Here is a 23,110-nt window from a genome sequence, read left to right as displayed (position 1 = left end):
CTGCCTCGGCCGATCATGACACAAGCGCGCGTCCGCCTCAACGGCCCCTGCGCGGCGTCAGCGGGTGCCGTAGGTGCGGTCGCCGGCATCGCCGAGGCCAGGGACGATATAGCCGTGGTCGTTCAGCACCTGGTCAATGCCGGCCGCCCAGATCGGCACGTCGGGATGGTGGGCGCGCAGCGCTTCGGCGCCGGGACGGGCGGCGAGCAGGCAGACGAAGCGGATCTCGCCGGCGCCCTCCTCCTTCAGGCGCTCGATCGCGGCAATGGCGGTGTGGCCGGTGGCCAGCATCGGATCGACGACGATGACGACGCGCTGGTCGAGATCGTCGGGCGCCTTGAAATAATATTCGATCGCCTCGAGCGAGAGCGGGTCCCGGTAGAGGCCGATATGGGCGACGCGGGCGGACGGCACGAGGTCGAGCATCCCCTCCGCCATCGACAGGCCGGCGCGCAGGATCGGCGCGAAGACTAGTTTCTTGCCTTCGAGGGCAGGCGCGTGGGTGGGGCCGATCGGCGTCTCGATGTGGACCGTCGTGGTCGGCAGGTCGCGGGTCACCTCGTAGCAGAGCAGGGTGGCGATCTCGCGAACGACGGTGCGGAACAGCTGGATCGAGCTGTTCTTGTCGCGGAGCAAAGTGAGCTTGTGCTGCACCAGCGGGTGATTGACGAGGGTGAGGCCGTCCATATCTAGAATACCGTTCCGTCGCTGAGGATGTTGAGGGGAGGCCCGCCGCCCGGCCGGCGCTCGGCGGCGAGGCGGCGCCCGGCAGCCCAGCTGCCGCCTTCGAGCATGCGGGCGAGCGGGAAGTCGGCCTCGGAGGCGCCGAGCAAGGCGCGCACCTTCGGCGCCATCCGGTCGAGCAGGGCCACCGTCATCGCGCGCCAGGCGACGATCAGAGGGTCGGAGACGTGGTGGGCGCGCACCGCGTCTTCCGGGTCGGCGAGGCTGAGGATTCCGCCATCGAGGAACAGGCCGCCGTTGCGATATTCGGCGAGGCCGGTGAGGCCGTCGATGTCGGTGACGTGGATGCCCGCCGCCTCGAGCGGCTCGACCAGCGAATAAGCGAGCCATTGCGACAGCTTATGGAGCGGCACGAGGCCGTCCGTCGCGTCGTCGCGGCGCAGCGCCGGGTGGCGCCAGCAATCGCCCAGCGCAAGGCCGTCGACAACCAGCCGCCCCGCCCAGATCGGGCCCAGCGCCTCCAGCAGCAATTCGAGGATGGCCGCGGCGGGAAGCCTGCCCCTGGACGCCCGCGCCGCCAGCACATCGAACAGCCCGCCCGGGCGCGGCGCGTCGGCCGTTGCGAACAGATCGGGCCGCGCCAGCACCTGCGCGCCGAGGCGGCGGAGCAGGGCTGCGCGGCCGTCGAGGCCGACGAGCGGATTGTCGATCGAGACCTGGAAGCCGGCGGCGAGCGTCGCCGTGTCCAGGGACGCGAGCGCCTCGCCATTGGCGCGGGCCGAGCCGTCACCGGCGAAGGCGCCGCCTTCGAACAGCCGCTGGCTCGCGACGCCCAGGCCTTCGGAGCGGGTGAAGGTCTTGCCGCTCTCCGCGTCCACGTACCGCCAGCCCGGGCCGGAGCCGGCGTCCAGCAATACGGACAGGATCACGAGGTCGAAGGCGGCCCGGCCGCGCTCCGCTCCCTCCCCTGCGAGCTTCGGAGCCCCGGCGACGAAGTGCCGCCAGCGGGCGTGGAACGGCACTGCGAGGTCCGGATAATTCTCCCGCGTCACCGCCGCGGTCAGCTCCGCCGCCGCATCGAACCGCGTCAGGTCGACGCGCCAGCCTTCGATGCGGCCTTCGATGGCGAGGGCCAGCATGTCGTGCGCGCGCTCGCGCACGGCGGCGGCGCTCAGCAGGCGCTGCAGGGGTTCGGTCGAGGTCGCCACGCGCGCTAGAACTTGCCGAGGTCCCGGCCGACCACCGACTTCAAGGCGTCGGCGCTCGGCGCGCCCTCGGGCGTGTAATAGCCGGCCGCCTTCTTGGCCTCCATCTCCACGCTGGCGTCGGGCGGGACGAGATCGTCGGGGATCGGCACGCGCTCGCCGATCTCGACGCCGCCGCCGGCCAGCGCGTCGTATTTCATGTTCGACATGGACACGAACCGGTCGATGCGGCGGATGCCGAGCCAGTGGATGATGTCGGGCATCAGCTGCTGGAAGCGCGCGTCCTGGACGCCGGCAACGCATTCGGTGCGCTCGAAATACGTCGCGGCCTGGTCGCCGCCCGGCTGGCGCTTGCGGGCGTTGTAGACGAGGAACTTGGTGACCTCGCCCAAGGCGCGGCCTTCCTTGCGGTTGTAGACGATGAGGCCGACGCCGCCGTCCTGCGCCGCCCGCGTCGCCTCCTCGATGCCGTGGGTGAGATAGGGGCGGCAGGTGCAGATGTCGGAGCCGAACACGTCCGAGCCGTTGCACTCGTCGTGAACGCGGCAGGTGAGCTTCTTCTCGCTGTTGCCGAGGAAGGCGGGGTCGCCGAAGATGTAGAGCGTCATGCCCCCGATCGGCGGCAGGAAGACGGTGAGGTCCGGGCGCGTCACCAGTTCGGGGTACATGCCGCCCGTCTGCTCGAACAGGCAGCGACGCAGCGCCCCTTCCGCCACGCCGAACCGCTCCGCGACCCCCGGCAGCCACCAGACGGGATCGACCGCGATCTTGGTCACCGAGACGTCGCCCGCCTCATGGACGATGTCGCCGTCCACCTGGATGCGGCCGGCGGCGATGGCGGCCTGCATCTCGTGCAGCGTCAGCCGGGCCTTGGTGATGGCGATCGAGGGGCGGATGTCGACGCCCTCGGCGATCAGGTCGCCGAAATCCTGCGCCACGCGGTGGCCCCAGGGGTCGAGCGAGACGATCTTGCTTGAATCGCCCCATTGCGGGTGCGGGCCGATCTCGCACACCGGCGAGGTGTCGTTGAGGTCCGGCCGCGCCGACGGGTCCATCGCCCCCGACGAGATCGCGAGGGCGCGGTAGATCGAATAAGACCCGCCGTGCGCGCCGATGGCGTTGCGGTCGCCGCCCGCATTGACGGTGGCGACCACCGGCCCCCGCTCCTGCGCGGTCGGCGCGCCCCAGTTCATCGCGAAGCGCGGCGGTTTGCGCAATCCGGGGTGCGAGGTGAGCCGGATGTGCCCGCTCTTGCCGTCCAACGCGTTACCCATCCGCAATCCGCCCCTAATGCCTGTTTCGACGGACGCTACGCCACCGTGCCGCGTGTGGCTAGAGTCGCCGGGAAAAGTCGCGTCGGCCCCGCCGGGTTGAAAACTTCACGTTGGCACGCGGCCCCGGCGCGTCTCCAATCCGCGATCCGAATCCGTGACGGACCGCATCGCGAGGGGCGCAGACAGATGATCTTATCGAGCCGTATGCAGGGTGCCGTGCGGAGCCTCGTCCTCGCCGGACTCGCCGCCCTGCCCTCCGCCGCGGCCGCCGCGCCGACTGTGAACAAGGGCGACACCGCCTGGATGCTGACCTCGAGCCTCCTCGTCCTGCTGATGATCGTCCCCGGCCTCGCCCTCTTCTACGGCGGCCTGGTGCGGACCAAGAACATGCTATCGGTGATGACGCAGGTCGGGGCGGCGGCGGCGCTGGCGATGATCGTGTGGGTGCTGTGGGGCTATTCCCTGGCCTTTGGCGACGGCGGCAATGCGGTCGTCGCCGGGCTCGGCAAGGCGTTCCTCCGCGGCGTGACCCCGACCTCGACGGCGCCGACCTTCACCCCCGGCGTCGCCATCCCCGAATATGTTTTCATCTGCTTCCAGATGACCTTCGCGGCCATCACCGTCGCACTCGTCCTTGGATCGGTGGTGGAGCGGATGCGGTTCGCAGCGGTGATGGTGTTCGGGGTCGTCTGGCTGACCATCGTCTATTTCCCGATCGCGCACATGGTGTGGGCGGGGAACGGCTTCTTCTTCACCCGCGGCGCGCTCGATTTTGCCGGCGGGACGGTGGTCCACATCAATTCCGGCGTCTCCGCGCTCGTCGCCTGCCTGATCCTCGGCAAGCGCCTCGGCTATCCGCGCGAGCCGATGATGCCGCACAGCCTTACGATGACCGGCATCGGCACCGGCCTGCTCTGGGTCGGATGGTTCGGCTTCAACGCCGGTTCGGCGCTCGAGGCGAACGGCGTCGCCGGCCTCGCCATGATCAACACCTTCATCGCCACCGCCGCCGCGGGCCTCGCCTGGATGCTCGCGGAGCGCCTGTCCGGCCACAGGGGGTCCGCGCTCGGCTTCTGCTCGGGGATCGTCGCCGGCCTCGTCGCGGTGACGCCGGCCGCCGGCAACAGCGGCCCGGCCGGGGCGATCGTGCTCGGCGCGGCGGCGTCGGTCGTCTGCTTCTTCGCCGTCACCCGGCTGAAGCCGAAGCTCGGCTATGACGACGCCCTCGACACGTTCGGCATCCACGGCGTCGGCGGGATCGTCGGCGCGCTCGGCACCGCCTTCGTCAACGCGGCTGTGTTCGGAGGCCCCGCGAACGGCGGCAAATCGATCGTCGCGCAGTTCCTGGTGCAGGTCGAGACCGTCGGCACGACCATCCTCTGGTCCGCCCTCGGCACCTTCATCGCGCTCTTTGTGGCGAGGGCGCTGACGGGCCTGCGCGTCGCCCCCGACACCGAGCGCGAGGGGCTCGACCTCGCCGAGCATGGCGAGCGCGCCTACAATTACTAGGGCGCGCGCGGCCGGTCAGCGCCTGGCGCGCGTCGCGTTCAGCGCCGCCGCCGCGCGAATGAGCGCCTTGAACGCCGCCTCGTCTATCTCCTCGCCCTCGCGCAGGTCGATGGCGCGGCGGGTATTGCCCTCGAGGCTCGCATTGAACAGGCCGGAAGGATCGTCGAGGGCGGCGCCCTTGGCAAAGGTCAGCTTGACGATGGCCTTGTAGGTCTCGCCGGTGCACAGGATCCCCTTGTCGGACCAGACCGGGACGCCGCGCCACTTCCATTCCTCGACCACCTCCGGATCGGCCTGCCGGATCAGCGCGCGGACGCGGCGGAGCGTCTCGCCACGCCAGTCCCCCAACGCCTCGATCCGCTCGTCGATCAGCTGCGACGCCCGCTTGCCTTCGTCACCGTCCGCATTTGTCATCCCGTATTTCCTCCCGGCGACGAAGTGCCGCCAGCCTTGCGATCAAAGCCTCGCAACCCGCCCGATCAGGTCCAGCGCCTCGCCGGCTGGATACTCCTTGAATATCCGCTCCGGCAACAGGAGCTGGAAAGCGCTTTGAAGCCTAGATCCATCGGGTTCTCGGAGCCGTTCGCTTCAACATCGAAATTCCTAATCGGTTCGGAAAGCTGGTCCGGCCGCGCGAATGGTTACTCGTGCCGCTGCCGATCATTGACGAGCTGGTCGCCCGGATCGATGACGGCTCGCTTGTGGGAATGACTTACGACCCTTCGAGTGCGGTCCTCGTGAGAGAGACATCCTGAAGGTTTCGGCAATGTCCGCTTCTGGCGGCAGCGGACCCTCCGCTCTGCGGCTGCGGGAGAAGGAAGAGCGGACGTGAAGCTGTCCTTCGAAGGGCAGGCTGTTCCATCGGGCATGATCACGCAGGTGGCGAAGCGGCCTTGCTCCCGAGACCCGACGCCGGCGTCGTTGCGTCATCGGAACTAAGTTCGTGGCGCTGCGCTCATGCTCCCATTGCCGCTTGGCACTACGGGCGACGCGGCGAGGATTATGTCAGGATGGGGGGGGGTCAAATTGGACACGGAGGTGGTGCACGTCCTGGCCGGAGGGGGCCAGACAGGCGCCCTTCTGCGCGCTCTTGACTGGACTTCGTCACCGCTAGGACCGCCTTCTGGGTGGCCTCAACCTCTGAAGACCCTGATGAGCGTTATCCTTGGGTCCAACCAGGCGATGTTCGTCGTCTGGGGCGCTGAAGGAACCCTTCTCTACAACGACGCCTACAGTGAGATTCTCGCTGCAAAGCACCCTGCGGCGGTCGGTCAGCCGTTCCTGAAGGTGTGGAATGAGATTGAGCGCGACCTGATCCCGATTGTCGCGCAGGCGTTCGCCGGCGAACCCGTCCACATGAACGACATCGAGCTTCATATGGAGCGCAAAGGCTATCGGGAGGAGGCTCATTTCGCCTTCTCCTACACCCCCGTCCGCGAAGAGAGCGGCGCCATCGCGGGCTTCTTCTGCGCCTGCACGGAGACGACCGGACAGGTGCTGGCGGAGCGGAAGGCGGCCGCGGCCACGGCTCGACAGCGACGCCTATTTCAGCAGGCACCGGGCTTCATCACCATTCTGGGCCAGCCCGACCACATCTTCGAATTCGTCAACGATGCCTACATCCGGCTATTCGGCGACCGCGAATATATCGGGCGCACGGTTCGGGAAGTCTTCCCAGAGCTGGAGGGCCAGGGGTTTTTCGAGTGGCTGGACCACGTCTACGCCACGGGCGAGCGATATTCGGCCCACCACGTGCCGGCTCGGTTGCGCCTGTCTCCCCAGGGGCCGGATGTCGAGCGCTTTCTGGATTTCATCTACGAGGCCGTGGTGGACGAAGCGGGGCAGGCCACCGGGATCTTCTGCGAAGGCTATGATGTCACGGAAAGCCATGGCGCCCAGGCAGCGCTGCGCCAAAACGAGGCTCGCCTGCGAGAGTTGAACGCGACTCTGGAGGAGCGCGTCGCCGACGCGCTTGCCGAGCGGCGGATACTGGCTGAGGTCGTGGAGACCACCGATGCCTTCATCCAGGTCGTCGACCCAGACTACCGCTGGCTTGCCGTCAACCGCGCCAGTGCCGACGAGTTCGAGCGCATCTACGGCGTCCGCCCCAAGGCCGGCGATTCGATGCTGGACCTCCTCGAGAATCAGGGGGAGCACCAGGCCCAGGTAAGGGCTGTTTGGGCTCGCGCGCTAGGCGGCGAGGCATTCACGCACATCGACGCATACGGTGATCCCGATCGAGAGCGACGCTATTACGAGATGAAGTTCAACATTCTCCGCGACCCCCAGGGCGGAATCATCGGAGCGTATCAATTCGTCTACGACGTCACCGATCGGCTACGGCGCGACGCCGAGCTTGCCCAGGCTCAGGAGGCGCTCAGGCAAAGCCAAAAAATGGATGCGATGGGGCAGCTGACGGGCGGTGTGGCCCACGACTTCAACAATCTTCTGATGCCGATCATCGGCAGCCTCGACATGCTCCAGCGCAAAGGGGTTGGCGACGCGCGCTCGCTGCGCATGATCGACGGCGCTCTCCAATCCGCCGAGCGTGCCAAGACGCTGGTGCAGCGCCTCCTGGCTTTCGCGCGGCGCCAGCCGCTACAGCCTCAGGCAGTGGATGTCGGAGCATTGGTTCACGGCATGGAGGATCTGCTGGCGAGCACCGTCGGCCCTCGTATTCAGATCAGCCTGGACGTGCCGGCCGATCTGACAGCCGCTGTCGCCGACGCCAACCAGCTCGAGATGGCGCTGCTAAACCTCGCCGTGAACGCGCGCGACGCCATGCCGGACGGCGGAACCCTTTCGATTGCTCTCGCGGCCGAGAACCTGGAGCATCATCACGGGATCGACCTTCGACCTGGCGCCTACCTTCGGCTCTGCGTCCACGACACCGGGGTCGGTATGGACCAGGAAACCCGTGCTCACGCGACGGAGCCGTTTTTCTCCACCAAGGGTATCGGTCGCGGGACCGGTCTCGGCCTGTCCATGGTGCACGGCCTGGCTGCCCAGCTCGGCGGCGCCCTGACGATAGAAAGCGAGTTGGGCGAAGGCACCACGATCAAGATCTGGTTGCCGATCGCTGAAGCGATTTCGGGTGCAGCTGCGAAAGCGACCGACCCACAAGCAAGGCCCGGATCCGGGACGGTCCTCCTCGTCGACGACGAAGCTTTGGTCCGCGCCAGCACCGCCGACATGCTCACCGACCTGGGCTACCGTGTCATCGACGTCCAGTCGGCTGACGAGGCCCTGCGTCGCCTCGAAGAGGAGGTGAGCGTAGACGTTCTGGTGACCGACCATCTTATGCCTGGGATGACAGGCACCGAACTGGCTGCGGCCGTTCGCCAACGACGCGCCGATCTGCCAGTTCTACTCATATCGGGTTATGCGGACGCGGAAGGCATAGGACCGGATGTCACGCGGCTGACGAAACCATTCCGGCAAGCGGAGCTTGGCGCCGCCGTCGCGAAGCTGTTGCTCCACAGGCGCCCTTGAGCCTTTGCCAGGCCCGAGGTGGCGCGGCGAACAAGCGAGACCTTCCTTCCATGTGCCTTAGCCGGTCGCATCTCCGAACCTTGCAGCTGGCGAGAGGATACCGCCGCCCTTTCGTGTGATAAGCGTCTGGCTCCGCCGGGTCCGGCCTTCTCCGAGAGACGTGTATGGGCCCGATATCGCCGGACATCATTCCCGAGAACGAAGCTGATCGCATGGCTGCGGTGTGCCGCTCCATCCTCTGGCGGGCGCTCGCTGCCTTGACCTTAGAGGGGACATCCAGCGGCCGCTGCCACTTGTACGACCGAATCTCGCTGCGCTGCCGTCAAGGTCGCAGCTTTCAAATTAAAAAAGATCGGCGTGTCGGGGGCGTACTTGGCGTTGGCGTCCCCGATGACGGCGGTGATCGTGCTGCCGTCGCTCTTCGTGAACTTGATCGTCATGTCAGCGCCCACTCCGCCGCTCGGCTGCTCGGACAGAACCTTGGCGTGGCGCAACGTGTTGACCAGGCTCGTCGTCTGCTCCGTGCTGAGCGGACAGGTCTTCGCCTCGCGCGCCCGCGGCGCACTGGGGTCCCTTTGCGAGTAGACCCCCTTTTCGCTGGTAGCGGCGACACCGCCGCCGCCGATCGGCTGACGGTCGATCTGCGCCGACGCGAACGAAGTCGGGTCGATCGCCGCGAATTCGGGTGCCACGGCTGCGTCCGACGCGGTTGGCGAGCTTGCCGTGGAATGACATGCTCCCAAGGTTCCAAGGAGTGCGATCAGGATACGCCGCATTATTTCTCTCCCCCCGGCTCTCTAGTCGATCATTTCTCGAGTCCGCATTGGGTGCCCAGGTTCTGGCTCCCCGGCGCCGAGACCCCGATCGTGTGGCCATCGATCATTCTGGAATAGGCGCCCGCGTAAGGCCCCGACGAGAACGTCAATGCGCCGTTCGCGTAGCTGAAGTTCCCGCTTCCGCCCGGCTCGACGCGATACTCATGGGGTCCCGTGATATAGAGGTCCGAAAACGTATACTGCCCGCCGGCGTAGCAGGTGTACTTCCCGTTCGCGACCGCACCCGAGTCGGCAGCAGGTGCTGCAACCTCCGAGGGTTGAGAACGAGTGCTCGGGGCCAGGGGGGAGGCTGAGACGGCCGGAGTAGAGGACGTGGACGCTCTGGAAGAGGGTGCGTTTCCCGCGATGATGGCCGCGATCGCTACCACGGCCGCAATCCCGGCCCCCGATGCAGCGATAACCTTGCTGTTGGTGGTGCTGAGGAAACTCCCTGCCGCGAATGATGCTGGCGTCGGGGCCTCGTATGATCCGGGCACCGGCGCTGGACCCGGCCGCTCCGCCTGCAGCAGGCTCGTCTTTTGTGCCTCGAACTCGAAGTCGGTGAGAATGCCCCGGTCCCGCAACGCCGCCAATTTCGCGAGCTCCTCCGTGAGGATCGACATATCTTCTCCCTGGTTATCAGGCTGTCGGTCCAAGGCGCTGACGGCATTGCGTCAACGCCCTGGCTACGAATTCGCACTGAGCAGCTTCGCCTTCTCAGCTTCGAACTCCTGGTGAGACAGGACGCCTTTATCTCGCAGAGCGGCGAGCTCGCTCAATTCGTCCGCCAAACTGACCGGGGCCGTTTTGGCGTGCACCTCCGCACCTGGTGCATGCGGAGCTTGCACGGTCGGCCGACGCCTTGCGACCAGAAACCAGGCCGCGGCCGCTGCAATGAAGCCAATCATGAGCAGCACGATCAGCATTGTGCCCGATGAGCCGGATTGCCCTTGCACCTGTTGTTCCCTCCCCGCAGAAGCCTCTTCAGCAGGCTGCTCAGCCTGTCATTTCTCGAGCCCGCATTGCGTTGCCAGATTGTGGTTTCCCGCCGTGGAAACTCCGATCGTGTGACCGTCGACCATTCTGGAATAGGCGCCGGCGTAAGGCCCCGATAAAAACGTCAATGCGCCGCTCGCGTAGTTGAATCTCCCGCTGCCGCCCGGTTCTACCGAATAGCTGTGCGGGCCGGTGATGTGCAAATCCGAGAAGGTGTACTGGCCGCCAGAGTAGCAGGTGTATTTCCCATTCTGGAGCGCGGCTGGAGTGGACTCGGCTTTGTCCCGCGCGATATTCCGCCGCACCGTCGCAAGGTCGCGGTCCCCGTTGGTCAGCCCGTTGCCTCTCGGAGGAACCGCAACACGCGTCGCGACGCGGGCCCCCGGAGCTCCAACTCGCGTGGCGTTCTGGGCGGCCGCTACTGCGGGCGGATGGGATGGCGTGACGACGGGCATGAGGGTGCGCCCCGGAGACATCGGGTCAGGCATCGCTTCCGGCGGGGTGGTGCGAATGTTTTCGGCGGTTACCCACCAGACGGTACCGCCGCATTCAACCTGGTACGACCTGTTGCTGCGGCCCTCCTTGACGATGCACCCGCTGTACCAGCCGTTTGTGGCGCCCGACGGTGTCGCATACACCGTCTGGCCGGTCGTGAAGGACTGCGCGTCCGCAGATGAAGCTGCACAAACGGAACCCACCGACGCGAGCGCCCAATAAACCAGCTTCATGGCAACCCCCTTCGAAACCTCAGCGTGGCAGCAACGCGGATTGGCTGCAAGCCATAGGCTGAGAGCGTTCCGCGATCGCGTCGGCGCCGGGCCTTAGCGGTGGCCGCGCACATGATGCCTGTGCGAGCTTCGGCCATGGTGCGCGCGGGAATGGCCGCGATGCCCCCTCGCCGCCTGGCGACGAACGGCGGCATTCATGGAGTTGCGATTGATCGCCGCTTGCACGGGATTGTAGGTCCCATAGCTATATGTGCCCGCGGTCGATTGCGCGCCCGCTGGTTCGCCTGCAGCTATGGCGCCCGCGGCAAGCAGCAAACGGGCCCCGTTTTTCATGTGCGACGTCATGACGATGTTCGACCTTTATGCTCGAGGGCGAAGAGAACCCGCCAGGCAAACCGGTTTCACCATGGGTGCTGGCAGAGACATCTTCCGAACAGCTTGGCGTGGGTCAATTGCCTAAAGAGGCATGGCGGCCGGGGGGGCATCGGGCGCAAGCGGCGCGATCGAGGCCGCCCACAGGCCCCATCTTTACTCTTACCCTTGCTGCCGGGGCGGCATCATCTTGCTCCGATGCCCAACAAGGTTTGAAGATCCTGCGGCTTCAGCGGCTTCATCAGCAAGGGAATGCCGCGCAGGTGCGCGGCGGCGATCAATGCCGGATCGAAATCGCCGGTGATCAGGGCCGAAGCAGGCGCAGGCGCGGAGTGGCGCTCGTTGATAGCCATCAGAAGCTCCAGGCCGTTCATCGCGCCGGCTAGGCGGTAATCGCTAAGAACCAGGCCGTAACGCGTGCCCGCCTCGACACGAAGGAGAGCTTCCTCGGCATCGGCTACCGCCTCATGGCGAGCATTCCAATGATTGAGCAGGTCGCTCAATGCATGCCGTACGTCGCGGTCGTCCTCGACGATGAGCAAAGGCAGCGTTGCATCGCGCGGCAACTGAGCGATGCCACCCGCCGAAGGGACGCCCTTGGCATTGATGCTCCACGGCGCGGAAGCTGTCTGCTGCTCGACAGCAAACCGCGAACCGCGACCGGGGCGTGATGCCAGCGCGACGCGGCTTCCGATCAGCGCGGCGGAACGACTGGCGATCGCGAGGCCGAGACCCAGCCCCTTGCGCCGGTCGCGCTCTGGATTTTCCAGCTGGACGAATTCTTCAAAGACGCGCTCGATGTCCCTTTCGGCGATCCCGATGCCTGTGTCCCAAACTTCGAGCCGGACCCTCGCTTCTTTCCGGCGGGCGGCGACGAGGACCCCGCCCGCACTCGTGCAGCGCAGCGCGTTGGACACCAGGTTCGAAAGCACCTGCTCCAGCAGCGCCTCGTCGCTCGTGACCCATTCCCCGTCGGAGCGGAATCGAAGATCGAGACCGCGCTCGAGAGCCACGGGGCGGAAATACTGGCTGAGCCTGTCGAACAGGGCGTCGACCGACACCGACGTAAGCTTCGGCCGAACGACCCCTGCCTCCAGTTTCGAGATGTCGAGCAACCCCGTGAAAAGGGACTCCATGACGGCGACGCTGTCCTGGATGTTCGCCACCACCCGGGCCCCTTCCTCATCAAGCTTCAGCGCTCCCAGGGAAGCCGAGAACAGGCTGAGGGCATAGAGGGGCTGGCGGAGGTCATGGCTGGCCGCAGCGAGGAACTGAGACTTCGCAAGGCTCGCAAGCTCCGCCTTGCGGCGCGCTTCGTCGGCCTCCGCCTTCTGCACCGTCAGGGCTTCGACGAGCGCCTGATTCTCAAACCTTATCTTGAACCCTTCGTCGAGAGTGCGGGCCTGTGCACGGCAGAACGCCACCATCGTAAGCGCGTAGAGCGCCGAGGCCAGGCCCAGCAGGATGTAGCCGAATTGTCCGGTAGCGAGCAGCCGGATCAGGACAGCCGCGAATACGGGCACGACCAGCGCATAAAGGCTGGGAGGATAGTAAGCGTGGGACGGCGTGCTGCCGCTGGCGATCGAGTAGAGGCAGCACAGGGTCAGGGCGACGGTAACCGGCTGCGTCGGGTGGGCGAACAGGAAGAAGCTGGCGCCCCATATCATCCCGATAAGGCCGGCATTCGCCGCGTAGAGCCGAGCCCATCGGCCGAGTGCAGCGTCCTCCGGTTTTCGTCGATAAAAGGCCCGTCGCAGCGCTTGTCGGAGCAGCTGCGCGGCGATCGCGAGCGCCGCCCAGATCGCGATGACCGGATGCGGCGTGAACGCCCAGGCCGTGCCGATCATGTAGACGGTGATGACGCCTCCGGCCGCGGCGTGACTCCGCATCTGCAGGAACAGGGTGCGGATCGCGGCAGCCCGGACCGGGCTCATCCCCCGATCAGCCCGAGCTCGCGTGCGCGAATGATCGCCTGGGTCCGGCTGTGCGCGCCAAGCAACTGGAAGAGGTCGGTGAGGTGCGCCCGGACCGTCCGCTCCGCAATCCCGAGACGATGGCGGATCTCCTTATTACCATGTCCTTCGGTCAGCAGCAGGAGCACTTCCGCCTGACGCGTGGTCAGCTCCGGAAGCGTGGCGTTCGAGTCCTCCGCCGTAAAGGCCCTGTTCCCGGCGAGAAGCGCGTCTACCTGTTCGGCCATCAGTTCAGGCACGGTCGTCTTCGAGATGAAACCTCGCGCCCCGCAGGATCGGGCGCGCACGCGCACCGCCGGATCGTCCCGGCCCGAAATCAACGCCTGTGGAAGGTTCGGATAGGCGTGCGCGATCGTCTTGAGGAGAGTGAATCCATCGTCGCCGGGAAGGCCGATGTCGACGATGACCAGATCCGGCGTCATCTCCCGAAGCAACTCGAGCGCCGACGACGCGCTCTCCGCGAACCGCAGGCTCCAGCCCGGCCGCAAGACCCGCGCCATGTACGCGAACCCGTCGCGGAAAAGCGGGTGATCGTCGACGACGAGGATGAGTGCCAAGCGAACCCCTTCGCTTCCCGAGAGACTCCGGCAGCGAGGTGCCCGATCCTGTTCGATACCCGCAACGCGGACCGCTTGCATCTGCCTAATTAGGCAATCGACATCCCGATCTGGAGCCGCGTAGCCACATCGCCGGCGATGCGAGGCCGGACGCCTATCCGGACTCGCCCGCCCGCCCTGCGGCACATCGCGGGGCGAAGCTCACTCGAGGAGGGCCGACCATGGAATGGAGGCTTGTCGCTGTCGCCGCTGCTGGCCTGCTTGCCGGGTGCGGAAGCGTGGGACCCAAGACACCCGACGCGGTGCAGGGCATCTGGTCGGCCGACTGCTCGACGCCTTTCGTCAAGTTCGACGGCAACGAAATGCATCTGTACCCGGACAAGGCGACGTATCGCCTCAAGGCCGCAACCCTTCAGGGCGCTAGTCTCAATGTCGCCTATGACACGCCGCAGGGCGCCGTGGCCGAAACCTACATCCTCGAGGGCGGCACCCTGCGTCTCGACCACGGCACCTATGGAGGGCAGCAAGCGGCCTGGCACAAGCAGCCGATGAGGAAGTGCGGTTGAGCGCGTCGCCGCTGCCACGGGGCAAAGCTGAAGAGGAGCAACACCAAATGAAGCGAGTTTTTTTCGGCGCCACGGTGGTGGCCGCCGCAGCGATGGTTGCCGCCTGCTCCGGCGGCGGCAGCGGCGCCGGCGCTCGCGACGCGTCCGCCAAGCTTATCCGGACAGCGGCGGCGCTCGAGAAGAAGCTCGGCGCGCCGGGTGAGAAAGCCCAGATGCCTTCGGCAGACGATCCGGACGTCAGAGCGTTCGATGGCGAGGCGAACCGGGCCCTGACCGAGCTCGGCACACCGGCCATGCCGGTGGCAGGTTCAGACTCATTCGACAGGCTCTGCGGACCTGCGACCAACATCACCGCAGCCTACGTCAGCGCCGGTCTCGGCGGAGCGAACGCAAACGGATTGCCGGTGGAGGATCAGGCGAAGGCCGCGAAGATGAACGAGAACGCCACCCGGTACATGGCCCAGATGATGACCCCGCTCCTCTATTTGGGGCACTGCACCGCCGTGCACATGCCGATCATCGACAAGGAGTTCGAAGGACGCGACCTCTCGGGGAAGGCCGCCGCCGTCGCCCAGGTTCGCAACGGCGCGTACGGGCAGTTCACCGGCCTCGTGCAATTGGCGGCGAGCGGCGACATTCAGCCGGAGCAGCGAAAAAGGGTCATGGACGTCCTCGTCCGCGACACCGGCAGCTTTGCGACCGCCTTCAGCCGCGCTCAGCGCCAGGAGCTCGGCGCCACGATCGACCAGGCTGCCCAGGCCTCACCCGAGTTCAAGGCGCAGGCGGGCCGGATCAGGGCCGATATCGCCAACGCGCCGTGCCGAAAGCTGTGCTCCGCGTGAAAACCGGCGACTGAACAAGAGAGCGGGCTCGTAGCGGGGAGCAGCTCCGAGACGAGGGCACCCTGCCTCATCAGGGTCCGAAGCCGACATCCACCGCTTCGAACGGAAGCTGACAACAGGAGACGACATGTCGAACCTCACGGACGAGCTGACCAAGCTGGCGGAATTGCGAGAGCGAGGCATCCTCACCGACGCGGAATTCGACGCACAGAAGGCTCAATTGCTGCAGACGCAGATGCCACCAGCATCAACGCCTCTACCGGCAACCCCTGCATCGGCGACATCCCCGGCAGCAACCCAGACGCAGGCGACGCCCGTCTACAACCCGGTGCCGTCGGCCCCCGCGGTCGCGACGCCGACTCCTCCGGCAGGCGACCCCGAGGAGCAGCTGATGCGGGCTTTCGTCGGGCCCAATGCCGATTTTTACCTCGGCAAGTGGCGCACCATGGAGGCGCAGGCCAAGCCCTATTCCTGGAACTGGGCGGCGTTCCTGCTGAGCATCTACTGGATGGCGTATCGCAAGATGTTCCAGCCCGCCTTGATCGCGGCGGGCGCGGTCCTGCTGCTGGTGATCGTCGGCATGCTCGTGCCGGCCATCGCAGCCCTGACGAACATCCTGGTGCTCGTCATCGCCGGGGGAGTGGGGTGGCGCGGCAACACGCTCTATCGCGACCATGTCCGCCGCAGCCTCGCTGGGATCGAGGCGGCGAATCACGATCCGCAGGCACGGTCCGCGTCCGCTCAGGCGCAAGGCGGCGTGTCCATGCCTGCCGCGCTCGGCCTGCTTGCGGTGTGGCTGGTCGTCGTGGGGGGCCTTTCCTACATCCAAATCGTCAGGGCGCAGAGCGCCCTCACCACGGCTACTGCCTATTCGCCGCTCGGTGGAACGGCTACGACCGCGCCCAGCGGTGGCACCGCGACAACGTCTCCAACTGCATATCCGCCCCCCTCGGCCGGCTCGGCTTACCCACCGGCTGGCACCACCCCAGCGGCCGCCGAGTGGGTGATCGGCCAATGGGGACCGGTCTCAAGCCCGCCGTGCACCTCCTGGATGCGCCTCAGCGCCGATCATACGCTCAGCGACAATGCCGGGTCGACCGGTACCTGGTCGCTGACTCCGGGGTCCGGTGGTGCCGACACCTTGGTCGTGAGCGTGACGGGACAAGCACCCAATAGTGGACCGGTCGTACGCGGGGCCGGCAACACAATGGTGATGGGAACCGCGCCACGCACCATCACGTGGCAGCAGGAGCAATGCTGACTTGAGGTGGGGCTTCTGTTTTACTGGATGAAACGATCATTTCCCTACGCGAGAACATCAACGTGAGTGACGGCAATGTCGGTTTTGACAGATGACTTGATCAGGTTGGCTGCACTTCGTGACGCCGGAGTTCTCACGGAAGCAGAGTTTGCTGCGAAGAAGGCGCGGCTCCTGAGCGCGAGCGAGGCAAGTGCTGCCACGCGAGCACAGATATCTCCCAGTCGGGCTCCGCCGCGAGAGCTTGCGTCCGCATCCTTTCTCGGCAGCACCCGCGGCAAGGTGATCGCCGGCCTGGCCGCGGGAGCCGTGGCACTCACGGCACTTGTGGCGCTCTCGTTTCAGCCGGCGCAGCATTCGTCGGCTCCCTACCCACCTCCAACGTGGAGCCAAGCGCCGGCTCCTGCAGGTGCTGCCAGCTCAGCCGATGCCAATGCGCCCGCTCAGGTTGCCGGCGCTCCGGCGCCCGCGAGTCCATCAGCGCCGGCCTTCGCCGGACCCGCGACCGTCCCGCCGACGCCCGCACCAACGATGAACAACAGCTTTCTTCTGGGTAGATGGAAGCTCGCTTCCGGGCCAAGTGGATGCAACGAGCTCATGGCTTTCACCCCCGATCATACGGATCAAACGCTGCATGGCCTGACCTCAGGTGCTGCCGTGTCCGGTTATGTCGTGAACGGATCCTCCATCATTGTCGGAGGAGTCCCGGGCCAGAGTGAGACTTTTCATTATGACGTGGTCGACGGCAACACCATCTCACAGCCAGGAGCCGTTGGGACGTGTACGTGGAGGCGAGGCTAGGCCGATACCCATCAGCCGATCCCGACTAGGAGATTGAGAACACCGGCGAAGGTACACTCGGCCTCGATTGCTAATCCGACGTGGGGTGGTGCTAGCGGCGGGGAAAGTGAGCACCCCGCTGAGGCAGGGCGCTCACCGTCTCTTCGTTCAGATCTCCGTTGCCTCCGCCAGCGCCAGTGCGTCCTCCACTTCTACGCCCAGGCACCGCACCGCCGTCTCGATCTTAGTGTTCGAGGAGGATCTGAACGGCCCGCAAGTTGCCGGTCTGCTTGTAGATTATGGCTGCTTTGGTCCGTCGCAGTGAATGGGTGCCATAGTCCTCGCGTCGCAGACCGATCGCTAACAGGCCTGCCGGTCTTCTGCTGAATCACCATGGTCTCGCGCGAACACGTCCCCCGCTGACCATATCGCCAATACGCACTTTCACCAGATCACAACCGCTAAGTTTACTGTCGATTGCGAGCCCCAGGAGAGCCTCGGTTCGCGGGGCGCGCTCCGGCTGGGCCTTGCATCGGGGTGGCGGGAAGCACAAGCCAGGCTGCCTAGCACGCAAACCTACGGCTGATCTCTCAGGCTTTGCAACGATACTAACGACAGCTCTTTCTTGCAGCTGTACGGCCAATCTGGCGTGGCGCAAAAGTCTGGCCATATTCCGGTCGTCCTCCAGAAATCCGCAACATGGAACTTGGCGGCGAGCGCAACGAAGCGGCGATCTCGACGAAGAGCGACCGACTCCGGCTCCCATAGAAACTCGGGATCGATGGCAGGAACCGTAGCCTTGGAGGCGAAGGCAAGCCTGAATGCGCCGTCGACATCCCCAAACGCCGCCATACGCGGAGCAGCGAAGTCGATGCCGAGCTGCCCTGAGGCAACCGCCTCCTTCAACCAGACGATGAAAGCCTTGGTCTCCGCGGCTCGGCCGACCCTGCGAGTCTCCGCGAGACGCCGATACGCCTCAAGCGTGATGTCGTGGACCTTTTGGGGCCTCGCGTCAGGATCCTTAAGGATGGCCAGCGCAGACGCAGGAGAGCCGAAGCGTGCTTCATAATCCAGGCGGATGATTCTAAGGTTGTTGTCGTCGGGCCAGATACGGAGTGCGCGCTGGAGCGTTGCTTGTGCTTCAGTGTTTCGCGAATCATTGATGAGCTCATTGATGAGGTCGGACACCTGCGCAGGCGAAAGTGGATCCATCTCGACGCCCCGGCGAAACATTTCCAAGGCTTGATCCAGGCTACCCATACGCATCATCAGCTCGCCGTCGTCGTTCGTAAGGTCAGCATTTCGTGGATCTAGACTCAGCGCGGCCCGAATCTCCCGGTGGAGCTGCTCGAACGGAGCGCGGCCGAGCTTCATGTTGATCAGGGCCTCATGGGCGAGACCCGAGTTCGGATCTAAGCGAAGCGCCACCCGCGCTGCGGCGGACGCCTCCCTGCGCAGCGCATCGGCGCTCGAAGGATTCCCCTCTAAGAATCTGGCCTCTGCGGCTGCCAGTGCAAGTCGCGCCCACGCGGTCGCGAATCGCGGCTGCCGCCCGGTGACCTGCTTAAGCAGATCGACGATTTCCGCTTCCGGGGGATCGACAGCCTGCTGGAGGGCGCACGCCTTGAGATAGAGCTTGATCGTGTCCTGGGCCAATTGTTCGTGCGGATCGCGCGAGGTGTCGAGCGCGCAGTGAAGCACCGCCGCCAGATTGGCGGACACCTGCTCCTGCATCGCCTGCATCTGAACGGCTGGCCGGGTGAAGGTAGTGGACCACAGCACCAAGTGGTCCCGCGCGTCCTCCAAATCGGCCGTCAGGTGCAGGTCCGGGCCCGTAAGCTCGACACGCCCTCCCAGAACGAACGCTGCCTGGTCCGAAGAGCCCGCAGCATCCGGATGCACGACCTTGAGGCCAGCGGCGGCGAGGGCCCCGGCCACTTCCCCCGGCACCGCTGCCGCCATGGTGCGCGCCGCCGCGGCACTGCCTGCGATCTGGAACGGCTTTAGCATAACCGCGTCAGGCCGGCGGCCATCGAGCTGCTGGTAGAGGAATATCCCGCCCCCTGCGGCGATCAGCAGGCCGAGCGCTGCGACGAACGCGGTAAGCCCCTGGGGTCGCGGAGCCAGCGGCCGCGCCGGAGCCGACGCAATCTCGTCCGGCGTGAGGTCAGCGGCCTGAGATGCGTCGAGCAGCCGATAACCACCTCTCGGAATAGTCTGAATTTCGATCCCGCCGCTCTCCATTGCGATCCGGCGCAACAGCGAGATGCAGCGGTTGATAACGTCGTCGCCGACAAAGCGGCCATCCCAGCATCGGTCGATCAGCTGCTGGCGGGGAACGACCTGGCCAATTTTGTCGTGAAGGGCGACCAGCACCTTCAATGTCTGCGGCTGAAGTCGTCGCGATGTGTCGCCCCAGGCGAGTTCATGTGCGGCCGGATCGACCGTTACCCCGCCCAAGCGGAACGCCTTCGCAAGCGCGAGATCGACCCGCCGGGCCTCGAGCGAAAGTGGCCCATCCATCTGCGCACCCCCAACGGCCCAGTCCATCCTACATGAAATCAGGAAAAAATCAGCTTTTTGCCATCGCCGGATGCTGGTCCGGCGGGACAACAAAGCGGGCGTCACGGCGCCACAGGCAGAAGGCTCATTGGCGCCGCTCGGAGCGCCACCCTTGGGAGGAAGAGATATGAGGCTAATTTTCGCAGCGTCGATCAGGGCGTGCGCACTTGCCTCACTCGGCCTGGGCGCCATCACCTATGCCTCATGCGCTTCTGCGGCATGCGGCGACAAGGCGTGGTCTCACCCGGCAAGCTGGCAGGACAATCAGCCGGATCACCAGCAGCGCGCCCTGTTCCACCGCGCCAGCGACGACGAGGAGGAAGGACGCTCGATCGTTGGTATGTGGTCCTTCAAAATGACGGCGGGGGGCAACCCGGTGGATTTCGGCTACCAGCAATGGCATTCGGACAAGACCGAGCTGATGAACAGCGGCGGGCGTGCACCCTCCACCGAGAATTTCTGCATGGGGGTATGGAAACAGACTGGTGCGTCTCGGTACCATCTCAACCATTTCGCGCTCAGCTACGACGGCTCCGGCACCCTCAATGCCAAGGTCAACATCAAGGAAGATGTCGTCGTCGAACCCGGTGGCGCCTCCTACACCGGTTCGTTCACTCTCGACGTCTACGACCCGAATTCGAACGCCCTGCTGCAGCACGTGGCAGGCGAAGTCGTCGGTCATCGGATACAGGCGAATTGAGCAATATGCTGGATCAATGGATCGCCGCCTTAGCGGCTATCGGTCTGATCATTGCGCCCACCGCGGCACGAGCTGATGATAAGTTCTCCAGCAAGGCGGGTCTCGTCGATGCCACGCGCGCGCACGTCTTCAACCAGATCTGCGGCGACCATATGGTGCTGGCGCAGATCGGCGAGATGATGGACAACGGCGCGGTGACGGAGATCGTCATGCGCTGCCAGCCTGTCGACGTGCATGGGAATTGGTCGGGCGGCACGTCCAAGTACTCGCTCGTAGCCATGCGCGAGAAAGCTTATCCGTTCGACTCGCATGTCTTCGACGGGAAGTGGGCCGACGCGAGCTGTCCGCCCGATAGTTGGGTGATCGGTTTCAACGCCGGCACCGCGACGGTGACCAAGGGCGGCCCGAAGCGGGACGTCGTCTGGATCCATCGACTGATGTGCGCCAGCTACACGACCGCGCCGACCGAAGAGGGGTTCGATTGGCCGATCGATGCGGCCAAGCAGCGATATGTAGGCTTCGATGGTGTCGGGGGCGCTCGCAGCTGCGGTCCAAATGAGGTCGGCGTCGGCATCTGGAGCGCGGTCAGCGGCGAATATATCGAGGCGTTTGGGCTTATCTGTCAGCGCAGGCTCGGCGTGATGGGCACGCCCCCGTCCAACCCTGCGCTCGTCCAACGCCTCTCGCCCAGCCTTCGCGTGAGACACCAACCCCTCTCGCCTGCATCGATTGCTCAGTTGCACGCGATGGCGCCCAAGCCATGCTTTGCCGCAGGACCCAACGGATGCATCCAGCACTAGCTCGGGGGTTGGCGGCCGCCGCCGCCATGGTCCTGTGCGCACCGGCCGATGCCGCGCCGCGGGACGCCGACGGCGTCGGTGAGGCAAGCGGCAGCTATCGGTCGGCAATGTGCCCTGCGCACGGCGTGCTCGCCGGACTGGACCTGTCTGTGGTCTATTGGCTCGACGTCGTCACGATCCATTGCGTGGCGACCGATGGCGATGGAATTTGGACAGGCACACCGACCACAGCGACGGAAGGGACGATCGCGCGTGACAAGCCGTTCCCCGCTGGCGACCTGCCAATTCTCCAAGCCTCGACCCACGCAGTGACCTGCCAGAGCGACACCTATATCACCGGGTTGAATATGGGGACGGTGCTCATCGGCTTGTCCAACAAGCAGGGGTCCATCTTCCTGCCGTGGCAGATGATGGGGGAATGCCGATCGCGGGCCACCGGCACAGTCACCGAGGCTGGCTACGGCTGGACCTATTTCGGTGACGCGCCGCATGGCGGACTAACCGGATGGGATGGCATGAACGGCGCACGATCGTGCCGTGCGGGCGAAGTGGCTGTGGGCATATGGGCGTACAGTCGCGAAGACTCGATCCGCAAATTCGGCCTGAAGTGTCAGTCGAGGTTTGAGGTGATCGGCCGAGGGACGACGTCGCTCGTACCCAACCTGGCCCTACGGAAAATCCCGACGACCGTCGTTCGTTCGCGCGATCTCAATGTGCTGGTCGCGCCCAACGTGCGCACCGTTCCTGGTCCTGCGACCTATCGAAAAACGGCGACGCCGACGATCAGTCCGAGCTGCGGCAAAAATCCGATGAATTGCCACTAGCCGGAAGCGAAGAGACGACGTCCTGCGAAAAAATCGGCTGAAGGAGATGGGGCATGTTCCGTAGAATAATTCGGGTAACCCTGCTCTCAGGGCTCGTCCTGCTCGCGAACGGCGTCGGGCACGCGCAGGCCGCTTGGAACCCGAACAGCGCCCAGCTCGATGCACTTGCCCAGCGCTTCCGGCCTTACCTGAAATTCAGCACCGGCGCCCGTGAGGAACCTCGGCCGATGACGTGGCAACATCTCTATGAAAACTCTCGCCTAAAGAGAGGCAGCATCACCATCTTTGACCTAGGGGAATTGCGCGGGGCGGGAGCCGCCCGGATCCTGAAGTATGCCAATATCTTGGCAGATCCCGATGGAGCCCGATCATATTCAATTGATATCGATACAAGTCATAACGCGCAGTACGGGGTAGATTGGAAAAGGGTCGAGGGTGGAGACGGCATCTACGCGCATGTCACCTATCTCAAGACGGTTACCTCCCAGTCGCCTTCGCAGAACCTCGTTAATATCGAGTACTGGGTTTTGTTCGGATTCAACGCGGGTTACGTACCGGCGGAAGATCATAAAGGTGACGTGATAGCAGTCTCCATGGTCTACGACCACGCGTCAGACAAGATCGTTCGAGTTGCTTTTTCCGAGCATGGCCGTACTCTCATCATATTCGATCTTGCGCGCTCCAAGTCGCCCGCTCCTGCCATGCTCGATGGCAAGGACGATAACGGCAGTCACATCAAACAAGCGGCTTGCAAGGTGAGCAGCCAGGATGATGGTTACTATGCCGGCGGCCTTGGTGGCGGCCCCGGCATCTTTCGAGGCGGCGAGCACCATGTTTTCTTCGCCCGCGACCCGGTTAGCGGGCGTTGCGAGCACCTCGCTCTCTACATCGAACGTGGATCCCATGAGCCATGGCCGAATCAATCCGGTTATTACATCGGCGTCGCGAGCCATAATGGGGACGACATTTCCTTTCTGCCGCGCAGCGTTCACATGCTCGGCAGCCTCGACGCTCCTTTTGTCAATTTTGGCGGATCGTTCGGGGATCCCGTTGGCCTGATGAGGCACAAGATGTGGCTCGGCTATTTCCGTGGCGACGATCCCAAGGACGTGGACCCCTATGTCGACCACGGATCGCTTAAGTGGTTGCCCACCCTGGCGCCGACGGAGTGAA

Annotated in this window: 21 protein-coding genes and 1 pseudogene; 10 read left to right on the top strand and 12 right to left on the bottom strand. The window is 65.1% G+C overall.

From position 1 onward, the window contains the following. Positions 1 to 57 precede the first annotated feature (57 nt). The 3 genes from upp to VGC56_RS14010 are packed head-to-tail and all read right to left on the bottom strand — an operon-like array spanning position 58 to position 3,163. Complete coding sequence (gene upp, locus VGC56_RS14020; RefSeq protein ID WP_464125836.1) at positions 58 to 687, bottom strand: uracil phosphoribosyltransferase; 630 nt, start codon at positions 685 to 687, stop codon at positions 58 to 60. 2 nt (positions 688 to 689) lie between these two features. Further along, entirely contained in the window at positions 690 to 1,892 is a 1,203-nt protein-coding gene (locus VGC56_RS14015; RefSeq protein ID WP_464125834.1) for a DUF1688 family protein, read from the bottom strand. A 5-nt stretch (positions 1,893 to 1,897) separates the two neighbouring features. Beyond that, on the bottom strand, positions 1,898 to 3,163 hold the full coding sequence (locus VGC56_RS14010; RefSeq protein ID WP_464125832.1) for a GTP cyclohydrolase II: 1,266 nt from the start codon (positions 3,161 to 3,163) through the stop codon (positions 1,898 to 1,900). 186 nt (positions 3,164 to 3,349) lie between these two features. Between VGC56_RS14010 and VGC56_RS14005 the strand changes: the two genes are divergently transcribed. Further along, a complete protein-coding gene (locus VGC56_RS14005; protein WP_464125831.1) occupies positions 3,350 to 4,672 on the top strand; it encodes an ammonium transporter in 1,323 nt (440 codons plus the stop codon). A 15-nt stretch (positions 4,673 to 4,687) separates the two neighbouring features. Here VGC56_RS14005 and VGC56_RS14000 read toward each other — a convergent pair whose 3' ends face one another. Then, on the bottom strand, positions 4,688 to 5,086 hold the full coding sequence (locus VGC56_RS14000; RefSeq protein ID WP_464125829.1) for a DUF1801 domain-containing protein: 399 nt from the start codon (positions 5,084 to 5,086) through the stop codon (positions 4,688 to 4,690). Between the two features lie 738 nt (positions 5,087 to 5,824). Here VGC56_RS14000 and VGC56_RS13995 point away from each other — a divergent pair. Then, positions 5,825 to 8,164, top strand: a complete 2,340-nt coding sequence (locus VGC56_RS13995; protein WP_464125827.1) for a PAS domain-containing protein — start codon at positions 5,825 to 5,827, stop codon at positions 8,162 to 8,164. A 263-nt stretch (positions 8,165 to 8,427) separates the two neighbouring features. Here VGC56_RS13995 and VGC56_RS13990 read toward each other — a convergent pair whose 3' ends face one another. From VGC56_RS13990 to VGC56_RS13965, 6 genes are all read right to left on the bottom strand, one after another. Continuing rightward, positions 8,428 to 8,940, bottom strand: a complete 513-nt coding sequence (locus VGC56_RS13990) for a hypothetical protein (RefSeq protein WP_464125825.1) — start codon at positions 8,938 to 8,940, stop codon at positions 8,428 to 8,430. A gap of 29 nt (positions 8,941 to 8,969) precedes the next feature. Then, positions 8,970 to 9,602, bottom strand: a complete 633-nt coding sequence (locus VGC56_RS13985; RefSeq protein WP_464125823.1) for an SHOCT domain-containing protein — start codon at positions 9,600 to 9,602, stop codon at positions 8,970 to 8,972. A gap of 63 nt (positions 9,603 to 9,665) precedes the next feature. Further along, positions 9,666 to 9,905, bottom strand: a complete 240-nt coding sequence (locus tag VGC56_RS13980) for an SHOCT domain-containing protein (protein WP_464125821.1) — start codon at positions 9,903 to 9,905, stop codon at positions 9,666 to 9,668. A 78-nt stretch (positions 9,906 to 9,983) separates the two neighbouring features. Next, the gene (locus VGC56_RS13975; RefSeq protein ID WP_464125819.1) at positions 9,984 to 10,703 is read right to left on the bottom strand and encodes a hypothetical protein; all 720 of its coding nucleotides are present in this window, start codon (positions 10,701 to 10,703) and stop codon (positions 9,984 to 9,986) included. A 557-nt stretch (positions 10,704 to 11,260) separates the two neighbouring features. Beyond that, the gene (locus VGC56_RS13970; RefSeq protein ID WP_464125817.1) at positions 11,261 to 13,009 is read right to left on the bottom strand and encodes an ATP-binding response regulator; all 1,749 of its coding nucleotides are present in this window, start codon (positions 13,007 to 13,009) and stop codon (positions 11,261 to 11,263) included. Next, on the bottom strand, positions 13,006 to 13,605 hold the full coding sequence (locus VGC56_RS13965) for a response regulator transcription factor (RefSeq protein WP_464125815.1): 600 nt from the start codon (positions 13,603 to 13,605) through the stop codon (positions 13,006 to 13,008). Before VGC56_RS13965 ends, VGC56_RS13970 begins: the two co-directional genes overlap by 4 nt. A gap of 221 nt (positions 13,606 to 13,826) precedes the next feature. Here VGC56_RS13965 and VGC56_RS13960 point away from each other — a divergent pair, with 221 nt between their 5' ends. The 4 genes from VGC56_RS13960 (at position 13,827) to VGC56_RS13945 (ending at position 17,072) form a co-directional block, all read left to right on the top strand. Next, positions 13,827 to 14,171: a hypothetical protein gene (locus VGC56_RS13960; protein WP_464125813.1), complete on the top strand. Its 345-nt coding sequence runs from the start codon at positions 13,827 to 13,829 to the stop codon at positions 14,169 to 14,171. Beyond that, a complete protein-coding gene (locus VGC56_RS13955) occupies positions 14,168 to 15,013 on the top strand; it encodes a hypothetical protein (RefSeq protein ID WP_464125811.1) in 846 nt (281 codons plus the stop codon). Before VGC56_RS13960 ends, VGC56_RS13955 begins: the two co-directional genes overlap by 4 nt. A 127-nt stretch (positions 15,014 to 15,140) precedes the next feature. Further along, entirely contained in the window at positions 15,141 to 16,274 is a 1,134-nt protein-coding gene (locus tag VGC56_RS13950; protein ID WP_464125809.1) for a DUF2628 domain-containing protein, read from the top strand. Between the two features lie 75 nt (positions 16,275 to 16,349). Next, positions 16,350 to 17,072, top strand: a complete 723-nt coding sequence (locus VGC56_RS13945) for an SHOCT domain-containing protein (protein WP_464125877.1) — start codon at positions 16,350 to 16,352, stop codon at positions 17,070 to 17,072. A 147-nt stretch (positions 17,073 to 17,219) separates the two neighbouring features. Here the strand turns inward: VGC56_RS13945 and VGC56_RS13940 are convergent. Both VGC56_RS13940 and VGC56_RS13935 read right to left on the bottom strand, forming a co-directional pair. Next, positions 17,220 to 17,604: pseudogene (locus tag VGC56_RS13940) on the bottom strand (site-specific integrase). A gap of 23 nt (positions 17,605 to 17,627) precedes the next feature. After that, on the bottom strand, positions 17,628 to 19,601 hold the full coding sequence (locus tag VGC56_RS13935) for a winged helix-turn-helix domain-containing protein (RefSeq protein ID WP_464125807.1): 1,974 nt from the start codon (positions 19,599 to 19,601) through the stop codon (positions 17,628 to 17,630). Positions 19,602 to 19,740: 139 nt separating this feature from the next. Between VGC56_RS13935 and VGC56_RS13930 the strand changes: the two genes are divergently transcribed. Genes VGC56_RS13930 through VGC56_RS13915 form a run of 4 tightly spaced genes read left to right on the top strand, consistent with a single transcriptional unit; the run spans position 19,741 to position 23,109 of the window. Further along, positions 19,741 to 20,313, top strand: a complete 573-nt coding sequence (locus VGC56_RS13930; protein ID WP_464125805.1) for a hypothetical protein — start codon at positions 19,741 to 19,743, stop codon at positions 20,311 to 20,313. A gap of 5 nt (positions 20,314 to 20,318) precedes the next feature. Further along, positions 20,319 to 21,113, top strand: coding sequence for a hypothetical protein (locus tag VGC56_RS13925; protein WP_464125804.1), 795 nt, complete (start codon positions 20,319 to 20,321; stop codon positions 21,111 to 21,113). A gap of 8 nt (positions 21,114 to 21,121) precedes the next feature. Beyond that, positions 21,122 to 21,937: a hypothetical protein gene (locus VGC56_RS13920; RefSeq protein ID WP_464125802.1), complete on the top strand. Its 816-nt coding sequence runs from the start codon at positions 21,122 to 21,124 to the stop codon at positions 21,935 to 21,937. 53 nt (positions 21,938 to 21,990) lie between these two features. Further along, positions 21,991 to 23,109: a hypothetical protein gene (locus tag VGC56_RS13915; RefSeq protein WP_464125800.1), complete on the top strand. Its 1,119-nt coding sequence runs from the start codon at positions 21,991 to 21,993 to the stop codon at positions 23,107 to 23,109. The last annotated feature ends 1 nt before the right edge of the window (position 23,110 follow it).

This window comes from Allosphingosinicella sp., assembly GCF_036403745.1.
In the GTDB taxonomy this organism is placed as follows: domain Bacteria; phylum Pseudomonadota; class Alphaproteobacteria; order Sphingomonadales; family Sphingomonadaceae; genus Allosphingosinicella.
Note: the sequence above shows the minus strand (reverse complement) of the source record. Positions and strands in the feature narration are given on the sequence as shown.

Coding starts and splice junctions, on each gene's coding strand:
- VGC56_RS13950 (WP_464125809.1), top strand. CDS start 15,141: ATGTCGAACCTCACGGACGAGCTGACCAAGCTGGCGGAATTGCGAGAG.
- VGC56_RS13990 (WP_464125825.1), bottom strand. CDS start 8,940: ATGCGGCGTATCCTGATCGCACTCCTTGGAACCTTGGGAGCATGTCAT.
- VGC56_RS13935 (WP_464125807.1), bottom strand. CDS start 19,601: ATGGACTGGGCCGTTGGGGGTGCGCAGATGGATGGGCCACTTTCGCTC.
- VGC56_RS14005 (WP_464125831.1), top strand. CDS start 3,350: ATGATCTTATCGAGCCGTATGCAGGGTGCCGTGCGGAGCCTCGTCCTC.
- VGC56_RS13930 (WP_464125805.1), top strand. CDS start 19,741: ATGAGGCTAATTTTCGCAGCGTCGATCAGGGCGTGCGCACTTGCCTCA.
- VGC56_RS14000 (WP_464125829.1), bottom strand. CDS start 5,086: ATGACAAATGCGGACGGTGACGAAGGCAAGCGGGCGTCGCAGCTGATC.
- VGC56_RS14010 (WP_464125832.1), bottom strand. CDS start 3,163: ATGGGTAACGCGTTGGACGGCAAGAGCGGGCACATCCGGCTCACCTCG.
- VGC56_RS13995 (WP_464125827.1), top strand. CDS start 5,825: ATGAGCGTTATCCTTGGGTCCAACCAGGCGATGTTCGTCGTCTGGGGC.
- VGC56_RS13915 (WP_464125800.1), top strand. CDS start 21,991: ATGTTCCGTAGAATAATTCGGGTAACCCTGCTCTCAGGGCTCGTCCTG.
- VGC56_RS13975 (WP_464125819.1), bottom strand. CDS start 10,703: ATGAAGCTGGTTTATTGGGCGCTCGCGTCGGTGGGTTCCGTTTGTGCA.
- VGC56_RS13980 (WP_464125821.1), bottom strand. CDS start 9,905: ATGCTGATCGTGCTGCTCATGATTGGCTTCATTGCAGCGGCCGCGGCC.
- VGC56_RS13925 (WP_464125804.1), top strand. CDS start 20,319: ATGCTGGATCAATGGATCGCCGCCTTAGCGGCTATCGGTCTGATCATT.
- VGC56_RS13960 (WP_464125813.1), top strand. CDS start 13,827: ATGGAATGGAGGCTTGTCGCTGTCGCCGCTGCTGGCCTGCTTGCCGGG.
- upp (WP_464125836.1), bottom strand. CDS start 687: ATGGACGGCCTCACCCTCGTCAATCACCCGCTGGTGCAGCACAAGCTC.
- VGC56_RS13985 (WP_464125823.1), bottom strand. CDS start 9,602: ATGTCGATCCTCACGGAGGAGCTCGCGAAATTGGCGGCGTTGCGGGAC.
- VGC56_RS13945 (WP_464125877.1), top strand. CDS start 16,350: ATGTCGGTTTTGACAGATGACTTGATCAGGTTGGCTGCACTTCGTGAC.
- VGC56_RS13970 (WP_464125817.1), bottom strand. CDS start 13,009: ATGAGCCCGGTCCGGGCTGCCGCGATCCGCACCCTGTTCCTGCAGATG.